This is a genomic window from Streptomyces sp. NPDC030991 (assembly GCF_055571235.1).
Window position 1 is genome coordinate 322005 of the sequence record NZ_JBVIFR010000010.1, and the last position, 18686, is coordinate 340690.

Below are 18686 nucleotides of genomic sequence, written 5' to 3' on the forward strand. Positions count from 1 at the left end.
ACCGGCCGCCACAGAAGCAATCGGCGTAGCACCCGCGGCACGGCTGCGGGTGCTGCTTCTCCGCTCAGGCATCGTACGTACCAATAGGTGGGGCAGTTCGACATGGTTGAATTCCAAGCAGACACGTCGACATCGACCGAGGCGATCGCCATCGTCGGTATGTCCTGCCGACTGCCGCGTGCGGAGAACCCCGCTCAGCTGTGGCAGTTGCTGCGCGACGGCCGCAGTGCGATCGGCGCGCCCCCGGCGGGCCGCCCCGAACTGCCCGCCAGGCCAGGGGGTTACCTGGAGGACGTCAGCGGCTTCGACGCGGGCTTCTTCGGCATCAGCCCGCGTGAGGCGTCGTCGATGGACCCGCAGCAGCGGCTCATGCTCGAACTCGCCTGGGAGGCCCTGGAGGACGCCAGGATCCTCCCGTCCGATCTCGCCGACAGCCGGACCGGTGTCTTCGTCGGTGTCATCGCCGACGACTACGCCGCCCTCACGCACCAGCACGGGGCCGACGGCATCACCCCCCACACCCTGACCGGTCTCAACCGCGGCGTCGTCGCCAACCGGATCTCCTACACCCTGGGCCTGCACGGGCCGAGCGCGGCCGTGGACACCGGCCAGTCCTCCTCGCTGGTCGCCGTGCACCTGGCCGTCGAGAGCCTGCGTCGCGGCGAGTCCGCCATGGCCGTCGCGGGCGGCGTCAACCTCAACCTGATACCGGACAGCACCATCGGCGCGGAGCGGTTCGGCGCACTGTCGCCCGACGGCCTGAGCTTCACGTTCGACGCACGGGCCAATGGCTACGTACGCGGCGAGGGCGGCGCGTTCGTGGTGCTCAAGCCGCTGCACGCCGCACTGGCGGACGGCGACCCGGTCTACTGCGTGCTGCGCGGCAGCGCGATGAACAACGACGGGACGACCGAGGGCCTCACGGTACCGAGCCCGGCCGGCCAGCAGGATGTCCTGCGACAGGCGTACGAGCGTGCCGACGTGGCCGCTGAGCAGGTGCAGTTCGTCGAAGTGCACGGCACGGGCACCAAGCTGGGCGACCCGGTCGAGGCGTCGGCGCTGGGCGCGGTGCTCGGTGACGGCCGCGTGGACGGAGCCGAACTGCGGGTCGGGTCGGTGAAGACCAACGTCGGTCACCTGGAGGGCGCCGCCGGCATCGTCGGCCTGCTGAAGGCGGCGCTCTGCATCCGCCACCGCGAACTCGTGCCCAGCCTGAACTTCGAAACCCCCAACCCCGCCATCCCCTTCGACGAGTTGAAGCTCGCCGTACAGCACCGCGTCGAACCGTGGCCGCGGCCGGACGAGCCGCTCTACGCGGGTGTCAGCTCGTTCGGCATGGGCGGTACCAACTGCCACGTCGTGCTGTCGGACTGGCGCACCGAGCCGGCGGAGACGAAGTCGCCCGCGGCGGAGCCCGGCTCGGATGTGGTGCCGTGGGTGGTGTCGGGCAAGTCGGCGGAGGCCCTGACCGGTCAGGCGGAGCGACTGGTGACGTTCCTTGAGGAGCGCCCGGAACTGGACGTCGCGGCGGTGGGCCGTTCGCTCGCGGTGGCACGATCGCGGTTCGACCACCGCGCGGTGATCGCGGGGGAGACCCGTGAGGAGCTGCTGGCGGGCGCTCGGGCCCTGGCCGCGGGGATGCCCGCGGCCGGTGTCGTGTCGGGTCGTACGGTGCCCGGCGCCGCGGTGGCGTTCCTGTTCTCCGGGCAGGGCAGCCAGCGCCTGGGTATGGGCCGTGAGCTGTATGCGTCGGAGCCGGTCTTCGCGGCCGCGTTCGACGAGGTCGTTGCGGCTCTTGACGTGTATCTGGACCGTTCGCTCGCCGCGGTGATCGAGGGTGAGCCGGAGCTGCTTCAGCGGACGGTGTTCACGCAGCCGGCGTTGTTCGCGGTCGAGGTGGCTTTGTTCCGCCTGCTGGCGCATCACGGGGTGACCCCGGACTATTTGGTGGGCCACTCGGTCGGTGAGCTGGCGGCGGCCCACGTGTCGGGTGTGCTCTCCCTTGAGGACGCGGCGCGTTTGGTGTGTGCGCGGGCCCGTCTGATGGAGGGTGTCGCCGAGGGCGGGGCCATGGTTGCCCTGAACGCGGGTGAGGAGCGGGTCTCCGGATGGCTCGAAGGCCGTCCGGGTGTGAGTGTGGCCGGGTACAACAGTCCGGCGAGCACGGTGATCTCGGGTGACGAGACGGCCGTCCTGGAGGTCCTGGAGCTGGCTCGCGGGGAGGGTGTGAAGGCGACGCGGCTGAAGGTGAGTCACGCTTTCCACTCCGCGCACCTGGACGGAATGCTGGATGAACTCACCGCTGTAGCGCGGGAGTTGACGCATTCGGTTCCGCGGATTCCGGTCGTCTCGAATGTCACCGGTGAGGTGGTGGAGGAGTTCACCGCCGAGTACTGGGCTGTGCAGGCCCGTTCGGCGGTCCGCTTCGCCGACGGTATCGCGACGCTGGCCGGTCTGGGTGTGACGGCGTTCGTGGAGCTGGGTCCGGATGCGACGCTGGCGGGTCTGGCGGGTGAGTGCCTGGCCGACACCGAGGGCGTCGTCGTGGTGCCGGTGCTGCGCAAGGACCGCGCCGAGAAGCGTTCCCTCCTGGCGGCCCTGGGTGCGGTGCACGTACATGGTGTGGGTGTGGACTGGGAAGGGTTCCTGCCGGGTTCCGCGGTGGTGGAACTGCCCACGTACGCCTTCCAGCGGCAGCCCTACTGGCTGGACGGTCCGGCGACCGGACCCGCCCGGGTCCTGACCGCCGCGGCCGGACAGAGCGGCCCGAAGCGAGCCGCGCCGCGCGGCGACGAGCTGGAGCTGGTGCGCGCCCATGTGGCAGCGGTGCTCGGCCACGGCTCGGCGCGCGACGTGGACATCGACACGACCTTCAAGGACCTGGGCTTCGACTCCCTCTCGGCCCTCGAACTGCGGAACGCGCTGAACACGGCCACCGGCCTCTCGCTCCCCGCCGGCCTCCTCTTCAACTACCCGACCCCGGCCTCGCTCGCCGACCACCTCGGGGACCAACTCCGTGGCCTGGACCAGGAGCAGGGCCCAGGCGACGACGCCTACGAGACCATGGCCCCCGACGAGCCGATCGCGATCGTCGGCATGGCCTGCCGGCTGCCGGGAGGGGTCGCCTCCCCGGCGGACCTGTGGCGTCTGGTCACCGGCGAGGTCGACGCGGTCGACGGGTTCCCGACCAACCGGGGCTGGGACCTCGACGCGCTCTTCGCCGCCGACCCGGACAGCCCCGGCAAGACCTACGCCACCAGAGGCGGCTTCCTGCACGACGCGGACCGGTTCGACGCCGAGTTCTTCGGCATCAGCCCTCGCGAGGCGGCGGCGATGGAGCCCCAGCAGCGGCTGCTCCTGGAGACGGCCTGGGAGGCGTTCGAGCAGGCGGGCATCGACCCCGCCGCGCTGCGTGGCACCCGCGCCGGCGTCTACGTGGGCGCGACGGCACAGGAGTACGGGCCGCGGCTGCACGAGCCGTCCGGCGGGTACGACGGCTACCTGCTGACGGGCAACACCGCCAGCGTCACCTCGGGCCGGCTGGCCTACACCTTCGGCCTGGAGGGCCCGGCGGTGACGGTCGACACCGCCTGCTCCTCCTCACTCGTCGCGCTCCACCTCGCCGCACAGTCGCTGCGCCGGGGCGAGTCGTCCGTGGCCCTCGCCGGCGGCGTCTCCGTCATGGCCACGCCCGGCATGTTCGTGGAGTTCTCCCGGCAGCGCGGACTGTCCCCCGACGGACGGTGCAAGGCGTTCTCCTCGTCGGCGGACGGCACGGGCTGGGCCGAGGGCGTGGGCCTGCTGGTGCTGGAGCGGCTGTCGGACGCGGAGCGCAACGGGCACCAGGTGCTCGCGGTGATCCGTGGCTCCGCCGTGAACCAGGACGGTGCGAGCAACGGTCTGACCGCCCCGAACGGGCCTTCGCAGGAGCGGGTCATCCGCGCCGCGCTGGCCGACGCCCGCCTGTCGCCGTCCGAGGTGGACGCGGTGGAGGCGCACGGCACGGGTACAAAACTCGGGGACCCGATCGAGGCGCAGGCGCTGCTTGCCACCTACGGCCAGGACCGCGAGGAGCCGCTCCGACTCGGCTCGCTGAAGTCGAACATCGGTCACGCGCAGGCCGCGGCGGGTGTGGCCGGCGTGATCAAGATGGTCCTGGCCATGCGCAACGGGGTCCTCCCGGCGACGCTGCACGTGGACGAGCCGACCTCGCACGTCGACTGGTCGGCCGGCGCGGTGGAGCTGCTGACGCGGGCCCAGGAGTGGCCGGAGCTGGACCGTCCGCGCCGGGCGGGCGTCTCGTCCTTCGGTATCAGCGGGACCAACGCACACCTCATCGTCGAGCAGGTCCCGGAGAGCGAAGCGCCGGTGGACGAGGTCGCGGCGCCGGGCCCGGTGCCGTGGGTGGTGTCGGGCACGTCGCAGGCAGCCCTGTCGGAGCAGGCGGACCGGCTGGTGTCGTTCCTTGAGAAGCGGCCGGAGCTGGACATCGCGGCGGTGGGCCGTTCGCTGGCCGTATCGCGTGCTCGTCTCGATCACCGGGCGGTGGTCGTGGGCGAGACCCGCGAGGAACTCCTGGCCGCGCTGCGGGCGCTGACCCCGGGTGACGCCACCCGGGCGGGTGCGGTGGCGTTCCTGTTCTCCGGGCAGGGCAGCCAGCGCCTGGGTATGGGCCGTGAGCTGTATGCGTCGGAGCCGGTCTTCGCGGCCGCGTTCGACGAGGTGGCCAGGGCGCTCGACGTCCACCTGGACCGGTCCCTCGCCGGTGTCATCGAGAGTGAGCCGGAGCTGCTTCGGCGGACGGTGTTCACGCAGCCGGCGTTGTTCGCGGTCGAGGTGGCCCTGTTCCGCCTGCTGTCGCATCACGGGGTGGCCCCGGACTATTTGGTGGGCCACTCGGTGGGTGAGCTGGCGGCGGCCCACGTGTCGGGTGTGCTCTCTCTTGAGGACGCGGCGCGTCTGGTGTGTGCGCGGGCCCGTCTGATGGAGGGTGTGGCCGATGGCGGGGCGATGGTCGCCCTGAACGCCGGCGAAGCACGCGTAGCGAAGTGGCTCGAAGGCCGTCCGGGTGTGGATGTGGCGGGGTACAACAGTCCGGCGAGCACGGTGATCTCGGGTGACGAGACGGCCGTCCTGGACGTGCTTGAGCTGGCTCGCGGGGAGGGTGTGAAGGCGACGCGGCTGAAGGTGAGTCACGCTTTCCACTCCGCGCACCTGGACGGAATGCTGGATGAACTCACCGCTATAGCGCGGGAGTTGACGCATTCGGTTCCGCGGATTCCGGTCGTCTCGAATGTCACCGGTGAGGTGGTGGAGGAGTTCACCGCCGAGTACTGGGCTGTGCAGGCCCGTTCGGCGGTCCGCTTCGCCGACGGTATCGCCACGCTCGCCGGTCTGGGTGTGACGGCTTTTGTGGAGCTGGGTCCGGACGGGACGCTGGCGGGTCTGGCGGGGGAGTGCCTGGCCGACACCGAGGGCGTCGTCGTGGTGCCGGTACTGCGCAAGGACCGCACCGAGAAGCGTTCCCTCCTGGCGGCCCTGGGTGCGGTGCACGTACATGGTGTGGGTGTGGACTGGGAAGGGTTCCTGCCGGGTTCCGCGGTGGTGGAACTGCCCACGTACGCCTTCCAGCGCCGGCGTTTCTGGCTGGACACGCCGCGCTCCGGCGACGCGGCGGGACTGGGCCTGACCGCTGTGGACCACCCGTTGCTGGCCGCCGTCATCACGGATCCCGACGGTGACGCGGTGCAGTTCTCCGCCGCGGTGTCGTTGTCCTCGCACCCGTGGCTGACCGACCACGCGATCGGCGGGACGGTCCTGGTTCCCGGGACGCTGTTCCTGGAGCTCGCGGGCACCGCCGCCGAACAGCTGGGCTACGCCACCGTCGAGGAACTCACCCTCCAGGCACCCCTGGTCCTCCCCCGGAAGACCGGCACCCAGCTGCGGCTGACCGCCGAGGCCGCCGACGCGCGCGGCGACCGCCGGTTCACCGTGTACTCGCGCACCGGCGATGAGCAGTGGACCGCCCACGCGGCCGGCCTGCTCACGTCCACCGTCCCCTCGCCCGGCGTCTCCCTGGACCAGTGGCCCCCGGCCGACGCCACCCCCGTACCGCTGGACGGCGTCTACGACCGCCTCGACGCCCTCGGCTACGGCTACGGGCCGGCCTTCCACGGCCTGCGCGCCGCCTGGCGCGCAGGCGACGACCTCTTCGCCGAGGTCACCCTGCCCGAGCAGCTCCACACCGACGCCGCGCGCTTCGGCGCGCACCCCGCCCTCCTCGACGCGGTCCTGCACCCCCTCGTGCTGGAGGCCGCGGCCGCGGCGCAGGACGACAGCACGATCCGGCTGCCGTTCTCGTTCTCCGGCTTCGCACTGCACGCGGTCGGCGCCACGGTGCTGCGCGTCCGCTGGACCCGTACCGGCCAGGACACGGCCCGGCTCGCCCTCGCCGACGCCACCGGCGCCCCGGTGGCGACGATCGAGTCGGTCGCCCTGCGGCCGATCGCCCGCGATCAGCTCGCCGTCGCGGGCCCGGCCGTGGAGTCCCTGTACCGGGTGGCCTGGGAAGCCGTCCCGGCGGCCGAGCCGGTCACCGACGAGCGGTGGATCCGCCTTGCCGAGACGCCCTACGCCGACCTCGCCGCGCTCGGCACCGCGGCCGACGACGGAGCCGCCGTACCGGAGTTCGTGGTGATCGGCGAAGAGGAGCTCACCGCCGGCGCCACCGGTGACGTACTCGACCGGACCCACGCCACGGCGGCGCGCGGACTGGCGGCGGTACGGGAATGGCTGGCCGCCCCGCAGCTCGCGGAGAGCCGCCTCGTCCTCGTCGTGCCGGACGGCGCGCTGCACACGGCCCCGCTCGTGGGCCTGATCCGTACGGCACAGACCGAGCAGCCCGGCCGGCTGGTCCTCGTCCACGCGGACGAGGACGGCCCGGAGCTGCTGCCTGCCGTGCTCGCTTCGGGCGAGCCCGAGGTGGCGGTGCGGGGCGGCGCGTTGTTCGTACCGCGTCTGACAGGTGCCGCGGGTGCCGTGGCGGGTGCGGCGGCGGGCCTGGACCCGGAGGGTACGGTCCTGGTGACCGGTGCTCTGGGCACGTTGGGCCGCCTGGTGACGCGCCGGCTGGTGACGCAGCACGGCGCGCGGCACCTGCTGCTGGTGTCGCGACGCGGCGAGGAGACCCCGGGCGCCGCCGAATTCGTGGCGGAGCTCGCGGAGTCGGGTGCTCGCGCCCGGGTCGCGGCGTGCGACGTGTCGGACTTCGACGCGCTGGCGGAGCTGCTGGACGAGGTCGCGGCCGAGCGCCCGCTGACCGCCGTGGTGCACACGGCGGGTGTCCTGGACGACGCGACGGTCGCCTCGCTTTCGGCCGGCCATCTGGAGCGGGTGATGCGTCCGAAGGTCGACGCGGCCTGGAACCTCCACCGCCTCACCGAACGCCTCGGCCTCGCCTCGTTCGTCATGTTCTCGTCCATCGCGGGTCTCATGGGCAACGCGGGCCAGGCCAACTACGCGGCCGCGAACACCTTCCTCGACGCCCTCGCGCACCACCGCCGCGCCCAGGACCTGCCCGCCACCTCCCTCGCGTGGAGCCTGTGGGACAGCGCCGACGGCATGGCCGGCACCCTCGCCGACGCCGACGTCGCGCGGTGGAAGCGCAGCGGAATCGTCCCGCTGACCCCGCGACTGGGGCTCGATCTGTTCGACGCGGCCCTCGCCTCCGCGGAGCCACTGCTGGTCCCCGCCGAACTCGACCTGGGCGCCCTGCGCGCCCGCGCCCAGGAGGACGCGCTCCCCGGGCTGTTCACCGGCCTGGTCCGCGTCCGCAGGCAGGCCGCAGGCGTCGCCCGCGGCGCCGACTCGTCATGGGCCCAGCGACTGACCGCGCTGACCGCCGAGGAGCGGGCACAGGCCGTACTGCGGACCGTACGGGAGACCGTGGCGTTGGTCCTCGGCCACGGCGCCGACGCCGACATCGACCCCGCCAGGACCTTCAAGGACGCCGGCTTCGACTCCCTCACCGGGGTCGAACTGCGCAACCGGCTGGGCTCGGTGACCGGACTGCGACTGCCCACCACCCTCGTCTTCGACCACCCGTCGCCCCAGGCGGTGGCGGACTTCCTGCTGGACCGGCTCGACGCCACCGGCACGGCCGTCGTCCCGACGGTGACCGCCCACGCCCCGGGCCTCGACGAGCCGATCGCCGTGGTCGGCATGGGCTGCCGCTACCCGGGCGGCGTCTCCTCGCCCGAGGACCTGTGGCGGCTCGTGGCGGAGGGCCGGGACGCCATCGACGAATTCCCCTCCGACCGCGGCTGGAACGTGGAGAGCCTCTACGACCCGGACCCCGAGAAGACCGGCACGTCGTACACGCGCAAGGGCGGATTCCTCTACGAGGCAGCGGAGTTCGACGCCGAGTTCTTCGGCCTGAGCCCGCGCGAGGCGATCGCGACCGACCCGCAACAGCGCCTGCTCCTCGAGGTCGCCTGGGAGGCGATGGAGCGCGGGGGCATCGACCCCGCCTCGCTGCGCGGCTCCTCGACCGGCGTCTACGCGGGCGTCATGTACAACGACTACGGATCGCGCCTCGGCCGTGCCCCGGAGGGCTTCGAGGGGCATCTGCTGACCGGCACGATCGCCAGCGTCCTGTCGGGCCGGGTGGCGTACACGTTCGGTCTCGAAGGGCCGGCGGTGACCCTTGACACGGCGTGCTCATCGTCGCTGGTGGCGGTGCACCTGGCCGCTCAGGCGCTGCGCCAGGGCGAGTGCTCGATGGCGCTCGCCGGCGGTGTCACCGTCATGTCCACCCCGACGACCTTCGTCGAGTTCTCGCGCCAGCGCGGTCTGTCGCCGGACGGGACCTGCAAGTCCTTCGCGGCCTCGGCGGACGGCACGGGCTGGGCCGAGGGCGCGGGCATGCTGGTCCTCGAGCGCCTGTCGGACGCCCGGCGGCTCGGGCACGACATCCTCGGTGTGATCCGTGGCTCCGCGGTCAACCAGGACGGTGCGAGCAACGGCCTCACCGCCCCCAACGGCCCCTCGCAGGAACGCGTCATCCGCCAGGCCCTCGCCAACGCCCGCCTCGCTCCGCACGAGGTGGACGCGGTCGAGGCGCACGGCACCGGCACCCGGCTCGGGGACCCGATCGAGGCCAACGCGCTCCTTGCCACCTACGGCCAGGACCGCGAGGAGCCGCTCCGTCTTGGATCGATCAAGTCGAACATCGGCCACACACAGGCCGCCGCGGGCGTCGCGGGCATCATCAAGATGCTGATGGCGATGCGCAACGCGGAGCTCCCGGCGACGCTGCACGTGGACGAGGTGACACCGCACGTCGACTGGTCGACGGGCGCGGTGGAGCTGGTCACCGAGCACCGGGCGTGGCCGGAGGTGGCGCGTCCGCGCCGCGCGGCCGTCTCCTCCTTCGGGATCAGCGGCACCAACGCGCACGTGGTCCTGGAGCAGGGCCCGGAGCCGGCCACGGCCCGTGAGCCGGGGGTGGCGGGGCTCCCGCTGGTCGTCTCGGCGAAGAGCGAGGCGGCCCTGGCGGCGCGCGCCGGCCAACTGCGCGAGCTGCTGGCCCCGGAGAGCGCCGACCCGGCGCGGGTGGCCTCGGCCCTCGCGACCCGGGCCCCGCACCTCCCCTTCCGGGCGGCGGTCTCGGGCACCGGCCGGGACGAACTGCTGGCGGGTCTCGAGGCGCTGGCCTCGGGCGGCTCCGCACCGAACCTGGCACAGGGCACGGCCACGGGCCCGGGCAAGACGGTCCTCGTGTTCCCGGGCCAGGGCTCGCAATGGCAGGGCATGGCCCTCGAACTCCTCGACTCCTCCCCGGTGTTCGCCGCCCGACTCACGGAGTGCGAGCGGGCGCTCGCGCCGTACACGGACTGGTCGCTGCTGGACGTCCTGCGCGGCGTGGAGGGCGCACCCGGTCTCGACCGCGTGGAGGTCGTGCAGCCCGCGCTGTGGGCCGTGATGGTCTCCCTGGCCGCGCTGTGGCGTTCGGTCGGCATCGAGCCGGACGCGGTGATCGGTCACTCCCAGGGCGAGATCGCGGCGGCCGTGGTGTCGGGCGCGCTGTCGCTCGACGACGCGGCGAAGGTCGTGGCGCTGCGCAGCCGGGCGATCGTGCAGCTCGCGGGTACCGGCGGAATGGTCGCGGTGGCCCTGCCTGCCGACGAGGTCCGCGAACTCATCACCCGCTGGGACGGCGCCATCGACATCGCCGCACACAACGGCCCGCGCTCCGTGGTGGTCGCCGGAGAAGTGACCGCACTGGAGGAGCTGGTCGCCCACTGCAAGGACCACAAGATGCGTGCCAAACGCATCCCGGTCGACTACGCCTCCCACTCCGCGCACGTCGAAACCCTGCGGGACGAGCTCCTCGACGCCCTGTCCTCGCTCACCCCGCGCCCCGTCCAGGTGCCCTTCCTCTCCACCGTCACCGGGCAGCCGCTGGACGGCACGGAACTCGACGGCGCGTACTGGTTCCGCAACCTCCGCAGGACCGTCCAGCTGGAGGAGGCCACCCGGACCCTGCTCGACCAGGGCCACCGCGTCTTCATCGAGGCCAGCGCCCACCCGGTGCTGACCATCGCGCTCCAGGAGACGATCGACGACACGCCCTACGACACCGCCGTCACCGTGCCCTCGCTCCACCGGGGCGAAGGCGGACTCGACGACTTCCTCGCCTCCGCGGCGCGGGCCCACGTCTCGGGCGCCCCGCTCGACTGGGCCGCCGTGACCGGCGGCCCCGGCACGGCCGTCGACCTGCCGACCTACCCCTTCCAGCGCAGGCGCCACTGGCTGGAGGGACCGGCACCGGCCGGGGACGCGGGCGGCCTCGGCATGGCCGCCGAACGGCACCCGCTCATCGGCGCCGCGCTCTGGATGGCCGACGAGGACAAGCTGGTCCTGAGCGGCAGGATCGCCCTGGACACGCAGCCCTGGCTGGCGGACCACGCCGTGGCCGGCACCGTGCTGCTCCCCGGCTCCGCCTTCGTGGACCTCGCCGTCCGGGCGGGTGACCACACGGGCCTCGACCAGCTCGACGAACTGACCCTCCAGGCACCGCTGGTGCCGGACGGCCGCGGCGGAGTACAGCTCCAGGTCGTGGTCGACGCCCCGGACGAGGAGGGCCGGCGCGCACTGTCGATCCACTCCCGCCCCGAGCCCGAGTCCGACGCCGCCGCGATCCACCCGTGGACCCTGCACGCCACCGGCGTACTGGGCCACGCGGAAGGACGTACGGGCGTACCCGCCGACACCGCCTGGCCCCCGGCCGGCGCCGAGCCCGTCGACCTGACGGCGGTCTACGACACGCTCGCCGAGCGGGGCTTCCAGTACGGGCCCGCCTTCCAGGGCCTGCGGGCGCTGTGGCACGCAGGCCAGGAGATGTTCGCCGAGGTCGCACTCCCGAAGGACGTCCTGCCGGGCGAGTTCGGGATCCACCCGGCCCTCCTCGACGCCGCCCTGCACCCGCTGGCGCTCGCGGAGGACGGCCGCCTCGTGCTGCCGTTCGCCTGGACCGGTGTGCGGCTGCACGCGGTGAACGCCGGCGTGCTGCGCGTCCGGATCACCCCGGAAGGCTCGGGCGTCGCCCTGTCCCTCACCGACCCGAGCGGCGCGCCGATCGCGTCGGTGAGGACGCTCGGCCTGCGGGCCGTGGACCCCGCGCAGCTGACCGGCTCGGCCACCCCCCGCAAGCCGCTGCTCCAGGTGGAGTGGGTGCCCGCACCGGAGGCCGCCCCGGCCGCCGGATGGGCCGTCCTCGACGCGTCCGGCCACGCTCTGCCCGCCCCCCTGGGCAGCTACCCGGACCTCACCGGCATAGCCGGAACCCCGCGGCTCGTCGTGGCCCCCTTCCCCGGCGAGGACGGCCCCGGCGCCGTGGCCCACCGGGCCCTGCGGCTGGCCCAGGAGTGGCTCGCCGAGGAGCGGTTCGCCGACTCGCGCCTGGTCTTCGTGACCCGGGACGCGACCACCGCCCGCACGGAGGCCGGACTCGGCTCGGCCCCCGTCTGGGGCCTCGTGCGCACCGCCATGACCGAGAACCCCGACCGGTTCGGCCTGCTCGACCTGACGGACTGGGACCTCTCCGAGGCCGAACTCGGCCGTGCGCTGGCCGTACCGGACGCACAGGTGAGCCTGCGGGACGGGGCACTGCTCGTACCGCGGCTGGCCAAGTCACCCGCGACGGGCGACACCGTGCCCGCCCTGAACCCCGAGGGCACCGTCCTCATCACCGGCGCCACCGGCACCCTGGGCCGGCTGTTCGCCCGCCACCTCGTCGCCGAACACGGCGTACGGCACCTGCTGCTGGCGAGCCGTCGCGGCCGGGACGCGGCGGGCATGCTGGAGCTGGAGGCCGAACTCACGGCCCACGGAGCCGACGTGTCCGTGGTCGCCTGTGACATCGCCGACCGCGGGGCGCTCGCCGCGACGCTGGACGCGATCCCTCGGGAGCACCCGCTCACCGCGGTCCTGCACACCGCAGGCGTCCTCGACGACGGCACGCTGCACGCCCTCACGGCCGAGCAGCTCGACACCGTACTGCGCCCCAAGGTCGAAGCCGCGAGGCACCTGCACGAGCTGACGGCCGGCCTGCAACTGGACGCGTTCGTCCTGTTCTCCTCGCTGGCCGGTACGGTCGGCGCCGCGGGACAGGCCAACTACGCCGCGGCCAACACCTATCTGGACGCCCTCGCACACCACCGCCGGGCCCAGGGCCTGCCCGGTACATCGCTGGCCTGGGGCCTGTGGGCCGAGGGCAGCGGAATGACCGGCCACCTGACCGACGCCGACCTCGCCCGCATGTCCCGGAGCGGCATCGCCCCGATCGGCAGCGAACAGGGCCTCGCCCTGTTCGACGCGGCCCTCGCGACCCGCCGGCCGACGCTCGTTCCGGCGCTCCTCGACCACACCGGACTGCGGGCACAGAGCGAGGACGGCACACTGCCCGCGCTCTTCCACAACCTGGTGCGTCCGGCGCGGCGCACCGCCGCCGGCGAGCGGACGGGCGGGAACCAGCTCCGGGAGCGCCTGACGGCCCTGGCCCCCCAGGACCAGGAGCGCGCACTCCTCGAACTGGTCCGCGCCGTGGTGGCCTCCGTACTCGGATACACCGACGCCGACCAGGTCGCGCCCGGCCGCACCTTCAACGAGCTGGGCCTCGACTCGCTCAAGGCGGTCGAGCTGCGCAACCGGCTGAACGCGGCCGCGGGCCTGAAGCTGCCCGCGACGCTCGTGTTCGACTACCCCAACACGGTCGAACTGGCCGGCTTCCTGCGGACCGAACTCCTCGGCACGGCCACCGCGGTGGCCGTGGCCGAACCGGTCGCCGGCGCCTCCGACGAGCCGATCGCGATCGTCGCGATGGCCTGCCGCTACCCGGGCGAGGTCAGCTCCCCCGAGGAGCTGTGGGCGCTGCTCTCCGACGAGCGGGACGCCATCGGCCCCTTCCCTGACGACCGCGGCTGGGACCTGGACGGCCTGTACGACACCGACCCCGACCACGTGGGCACCTCGTACACCCGGCACGGCGGATTCCTCTACGGGGCTCCGCAGTTCGACCCCGAGTTCTTCGGGGTGAGCGCCCGTGAGGCCACCGCCATCGACCCGCAGCAGCGCCTGCTGCTGGAGATCTGCTGGGAGGCCTTCGAGCGCGCGGGCATCGACCCGACCTCGCTCAAGGGCAGCCAGACCGGAGTCTTCGCCGGTGTCATGGCCAACGACTACGCGGCCCGCCTGAAGGACGCCCCCGACGCCCTGGAGGGCTACCTGGCGGTCGGCAGCACGGTCAGTGCCGCCTCCGGCCGCGTCGCCTACTCCTTCGGCCTCCAGGGACCGGCGATCACCGTCGACACCGCCTGCTCCTCCTCGCTCGTCTCCATCCACCTCGCCGCGCAGGCCCTGCGCAACGGCGAGTGCGGGCTCGCCCTGGCCGGTGGCGTGACCGTACTGGCCGCGCCGACCCTGTTCGTCGAGTTCAGCAGGCAGCGCGGCCTGGCCCCCGACGGCCGCTGCAAGTCCTTCTCCGCGCAGGCGGACGGGGCGGCCTGGGCCGAAGGCGCCGGAGTCCTCCTCCTTGAGCGGCTCTCCGACGCCCGGCGCAACGGCCGCCGGATCCTCGGCGTGATCCGCGGCACCGCCGTCAACCAGGACGGTGCGAGCAACGGCCTCACCGCCCCCAACGGCCCCTCCCAGGAGCGGGTGATCCGCCAGGCCCTGACCAACGCGGGCCTGACCACCGCGGACGTCGACGCGCTGGAGGCCCACGGCACCGGCACCACCCTGGGCGACCCGATCGAGGCACAGGCCGTACTCGCCACCTACGGGCAAGAACGCCCGTCGCCCCTCCTGATGGGCTCCCTGAAGTCCAACATCGGACACTCCCAGGCCGCCGCCGGTGTGGCCGGCGTCATCAAGATGGTCATGGCGATGCGGCACGGGGTGCTCCCCAAGAGCCTCCACATCGACGAGCCGAGCCCGCACGTGGACTGGTCCGCCGGCGAGGTGGAGCTGCTCACCGAGGCGGCGCCGTGGCCCGAGTCCGCGCGGCCGCGCCGGGCAGGCGTGTCCTCCTTCGGCATCAGCGGCACCAACGCCCACGTCATCGTGGAGCAGCCGCCGGCCGAGGAGGCGGCCCCGCCGGCCGAGCCGATGCCCGTCGTACCGCTGCTGCTGTCCGCGCACACCGACGCGGCCCTGCTGGCACAGGCCGACCAGGTGGGCGCGGCCCTCGCGGGCACCGGACGGCAGGACCTGGCACCGACCGGCCGGATGCTGGCCGTCGGACGGGCCGGACTGCCGCACCGCGCCGTGGTGGTGGCCTCCACCGCCACCGAAGCGGCCGACGGACTCGCGGCACTGACCGTGCGGGGCACACCCGTGGAAGGCCGTACGGCCTTCCTCTTCACCGGTCAGGGCAGCCAGCGACTCGGCATGGGCCGCGAGCTTTACACCGCCTACCCCGCCTACGCCGCCGCCCTGGACGCCGTGTGCGAACACCTCGACCCCTGGCTGGACATACCGCTGCTCGACGTCCTCTTCGGCGCGGACCCGGCGCCGCTTGACCAGACCGCCTTCACCCAGGCCGCCCTCTTCGCCACCGAGGTCGCGCTCTTCCGGCTCCTCGAAAGCTGGGGCGTACGGCCGGACTTCCTCGCGGGCCACTCCATCGGTGAACTGGCCGCCGCGCACGTCGCGGGCGTCCTCACGCTGGCGGACGCGGCGCAACTCGTCGCGGCCCGCGGCCGGCTGATGCAGGCACTGCCCAGCGGCGGCGCGATGCTCGCCGTGCAGGCCGAGGAGCAGGAGGTGCTGCCACTGCTCGCCGGACAGGAGGAGCTGCTGGGCATCGCCGCCGTCAACGGCCCCACCTCCCTGGTGCTCTCGGGCGACGTGGAAGCCGTCGAGGCCGTCGGAGCCGAACTCGCCGCCCGGGGACGCAGGACCAAGCGACTGCGCGTCAGCCACGCCTTCCACTCCCCGCACCTGGACGCGATGCTCGACGACTTCCAGACGGTCGCCAAGGGACTCACGTTCGCCGAGCCCACCATCCCGATCGTCTCCACCCTGACCGGACAGCTGGTCGGCGCCGAGGAACTGAACACACCCGAGTACTGGGTCCGGCACGTCCGCCTGCCCGTGCGCTTCCTGGACGCGGCACGCACCCTGGAGGCCGAAGGCGTACGGACCTTCCTGGAGCTCGGCCCGGACGGTGTGCTCAGCGCGATGGGGCAGGACTTCCTCGGCGCGGACTCCCTCCTGGTCCCGGTGCTGCGCGGCGGACGCCACGAGCCGCACACCGCCGTCACCGCCCTGGCCCACGCCCACGTACGGGGCGTGCCGGTCGACTGGCGCGCACTGTTCGGCGACACCGGACCGGCCGCGGACCTGCCGACCTACCCCTTCCAGCGCCGGCGCTACTGGCTCACGGAGGGGCCCGGCGGCGGCGACGTCACCTCGGCCGGACTCGACTCCGTACGGCACCCGCTGCTCGGGGCCGCGGTACCGCTCGCCGACTCCGACGGTGCCTTGTTCACCGGCCGGATCTCGGACCGCAGCCACCCCTGGTTCGCCGACCACGCCGTCGCCGGCACCCTGCTGGTCCCGGGCACGGCCCTGGTGGAACTCGCGCTCCACGCGGGCGCCGCACTCGGCTGCGGGCACCTGGAGGAACTCGCCCTCCAGGCGCCCCTGGTCCTTCCCGACGAGGGTGCGCTCCAGCTCCAGATCACCGTCGGCGACCCCGACGAGGACGGCCGCAGGCCCGTAGCCGTCCACTCGCGCGGCGACCAGGAAGGCGACATCTGGAACCGGCACGCCACCGGAACCGTGACGGCCGCCGCCCCCGTCAGTTTCGAATCCACCAGCCCTGAATCCACCAGCCCTGAACCCGACTTCGTGTCCTGGCCGCCGGCCGGCGCCGAACCCCAGCCGGTCGAGGACCTGTACGAGCGCCTCGCCGACCAGGGCTACGGCTACGGCCCCGCCTTCCAGGGCCTGGAAGCGGCATGGCGGTCGGGCGACGACCTCTACGCCGAGGTACGGCCCTCCGTCGACCCCGAAGGATTCGCCCTGCACCCGGCCCTGTTCGACGCCGCGCTGCACGCCCTGCTCCTGGAGGAGACGGCCGAACTACGGCTGCCCTTCTCCTTCGGCGGCGTCCAGCTCACCGGGGCGTCCGGGACCGGCACCCTGCGGGTGAAGCTGTCGACCCGCCCGGACGGAACGGTCACGGTCCGCATCGCCGACGAGACGGGCGCGCCGGTCGCCACCGTCGCCTCGCTCGCCCTGCGGGCCCTGCCGGCGGGAAGCACGCTGAACCGCCCCTCCGACCAGCACGTGTACGCGGTGGAGCGGGCCCGTGGGGAACTCGCCACCGGCGCCGACCCGGCCGTCGCGGTCCTCGGCGAGGCCGACCTCGGACTCACCGCCGAGCACCACGCCGGCCTCGCCGACCTGGCCGCCGCGACGGCGGACGGCGCGCCCGCACCCGACGTGGTCGTCCTTCCGGTACGCCCGGCCACCCCCCAGGAGACCGGCCGGGTCACCCAGGAGGTACTGGCGGTACTGCGGCAGTGGCTCGCCACCGACGCGCCGACCGGAGCGCGACTCGCCGTGGTCAGCACCGGGGAACTGGCGCACAGCGCGCTGTCCGGGCTGATCCGGACCGCGGAGTCGGAGCACCCGGGACGCTTCCAGCACGTGATCACGGACGGCCTGCCGGCCGGCCGTGAGCTGCTGGCCGCGGCCCTGGCCGACCCCCGGCCGCAGCTCGAACTGCACGACGGACAGGCGTACGTGACCCGGCTCGCCAAGGCCCCCTACCCGGCCCGCACCCCGGACGCCGACGACGCGTTCGACCCGGAGCGTACGGTGCTGATCACCGGTGGCACGGGCGCGCTCGGAGCCCAGGTCGCCCGGCACCTGGTGACCGGCCGCGGCGCCCGCCGCCTGCTGCTCACCAGCCGGCGGGGCGGCGCGGAGGACCTGGTCGCCGAGTTGACGGCGCTCGGCGCGGAGGTACGGGTCGCGGCCTGCGACGCGGCCGACCGCGACGCGCTGGCCGGGCTGCTCGCCTCGATCCCCGACGAGCACCCGCTCACCGCGGTCGTGCACGCGGCCGGAGTCGTCGAGGACGCCACGCTGGAGGCCATGACCCCGGAGAGCCTCTCCCGGGTCCTGCGGCCGAAGGTGACGGCCGCCTGGAACCTGCACGAGCTGACCGCTGGTCTGGAGCTGACGGACTTCGTCCTCTTCTCCTCCGTCGCCGGCCTGGTGGGCAACGCAGGACAGGCCAACTACGCCGCTGGCAACACCTTCCTGGACGCGCTCGCCGAACACCGGCGCGCCGAGGGCCTGCCCGCCGTCTCCCTCGCCTGGGGAATGTGGCAGGACGGCATGGCGAACGACCTCGACCGTGCCGACCGCGCCAGGCTCGCACGCAACGGGATCCTGCCGATGCCGACCGACCAGGCACTCGCGGCCCTCGACAGCGCCCTGGCCGGAGCCAGGACGCCGCAGGCCGACGCCGGCGCGGGGGTCCGGCCGGTGCTCGCGCCGGTGGCGCTCGACCTCGCGGCTCTGCGGAGCCTCGGGGAGGCACTGCCCGAGCTGTACCGGGGCTTGGTACGCACCGAGCGCCGGGCCGGCCGCCGTACCTCCGCTCCGGCCCAGATCCCGCTGGCGCAGCGCCTCACGGGCCTGGACGTGGCGGAGCAGCAGCAGTTGCTGCTCGACTTCGTCAGGGAACAGGTCGGCATCGTCCTGGCCCACCCGGCCCCGCGGACGATCGACGTCCGGCGCGGACTGCTGGACCTGGGCCTCGACTCCCTCACCGCCGTCGAACTGCGCAACAGGCTGAACGCCGCCTCCGAACTGCGGTTGCCCAGCACGCTCGTCTTCGACCACCCGACCACCCAGGCCGTCGCCGAATACCTGCGGCGCGAGCTGGTCGGCGAAGTGGCGGACCCGGTCGAGGCAGCCCTGGACGCGCTCGAGGCCGCTCTCTCGGCCGGCGGCCCCTCGGACGGCGACGGAGCGGCGGGCACGTACGCCGCGCGCCTGCGTGGCCTGCTTCGCACGGTGGACGGCGGCCCCGACGGCGCCGACCTCGGGCTGGCGACCGACGACGAACTCTTCGCAGCACTTGACAACGAACTCGGCAGGTAGAG

At 73.4% G+C, this 18686-nt stretch carries 1 protein-coding gene; it reads left to right on the forward strand.

Annotation, left to right across the window (positions count from 1 at the left end):
• Positions 1-102: 102 nt before the first annotated feature.
• Positions 103-18684 (forward strand): SDR family NAD(P)-dependent oxidoreductase, encoded by an 18582-nt coding sequence (locus ACZ45E_RS20910; RefSeq protein WP_468222581.1) that lies wholly within the window; start codon positions 103-105, stop codon positions 18682-18684.
• The last annotated feature ends 2 nt before the right edge of the window (positions 18685-18686 follow it).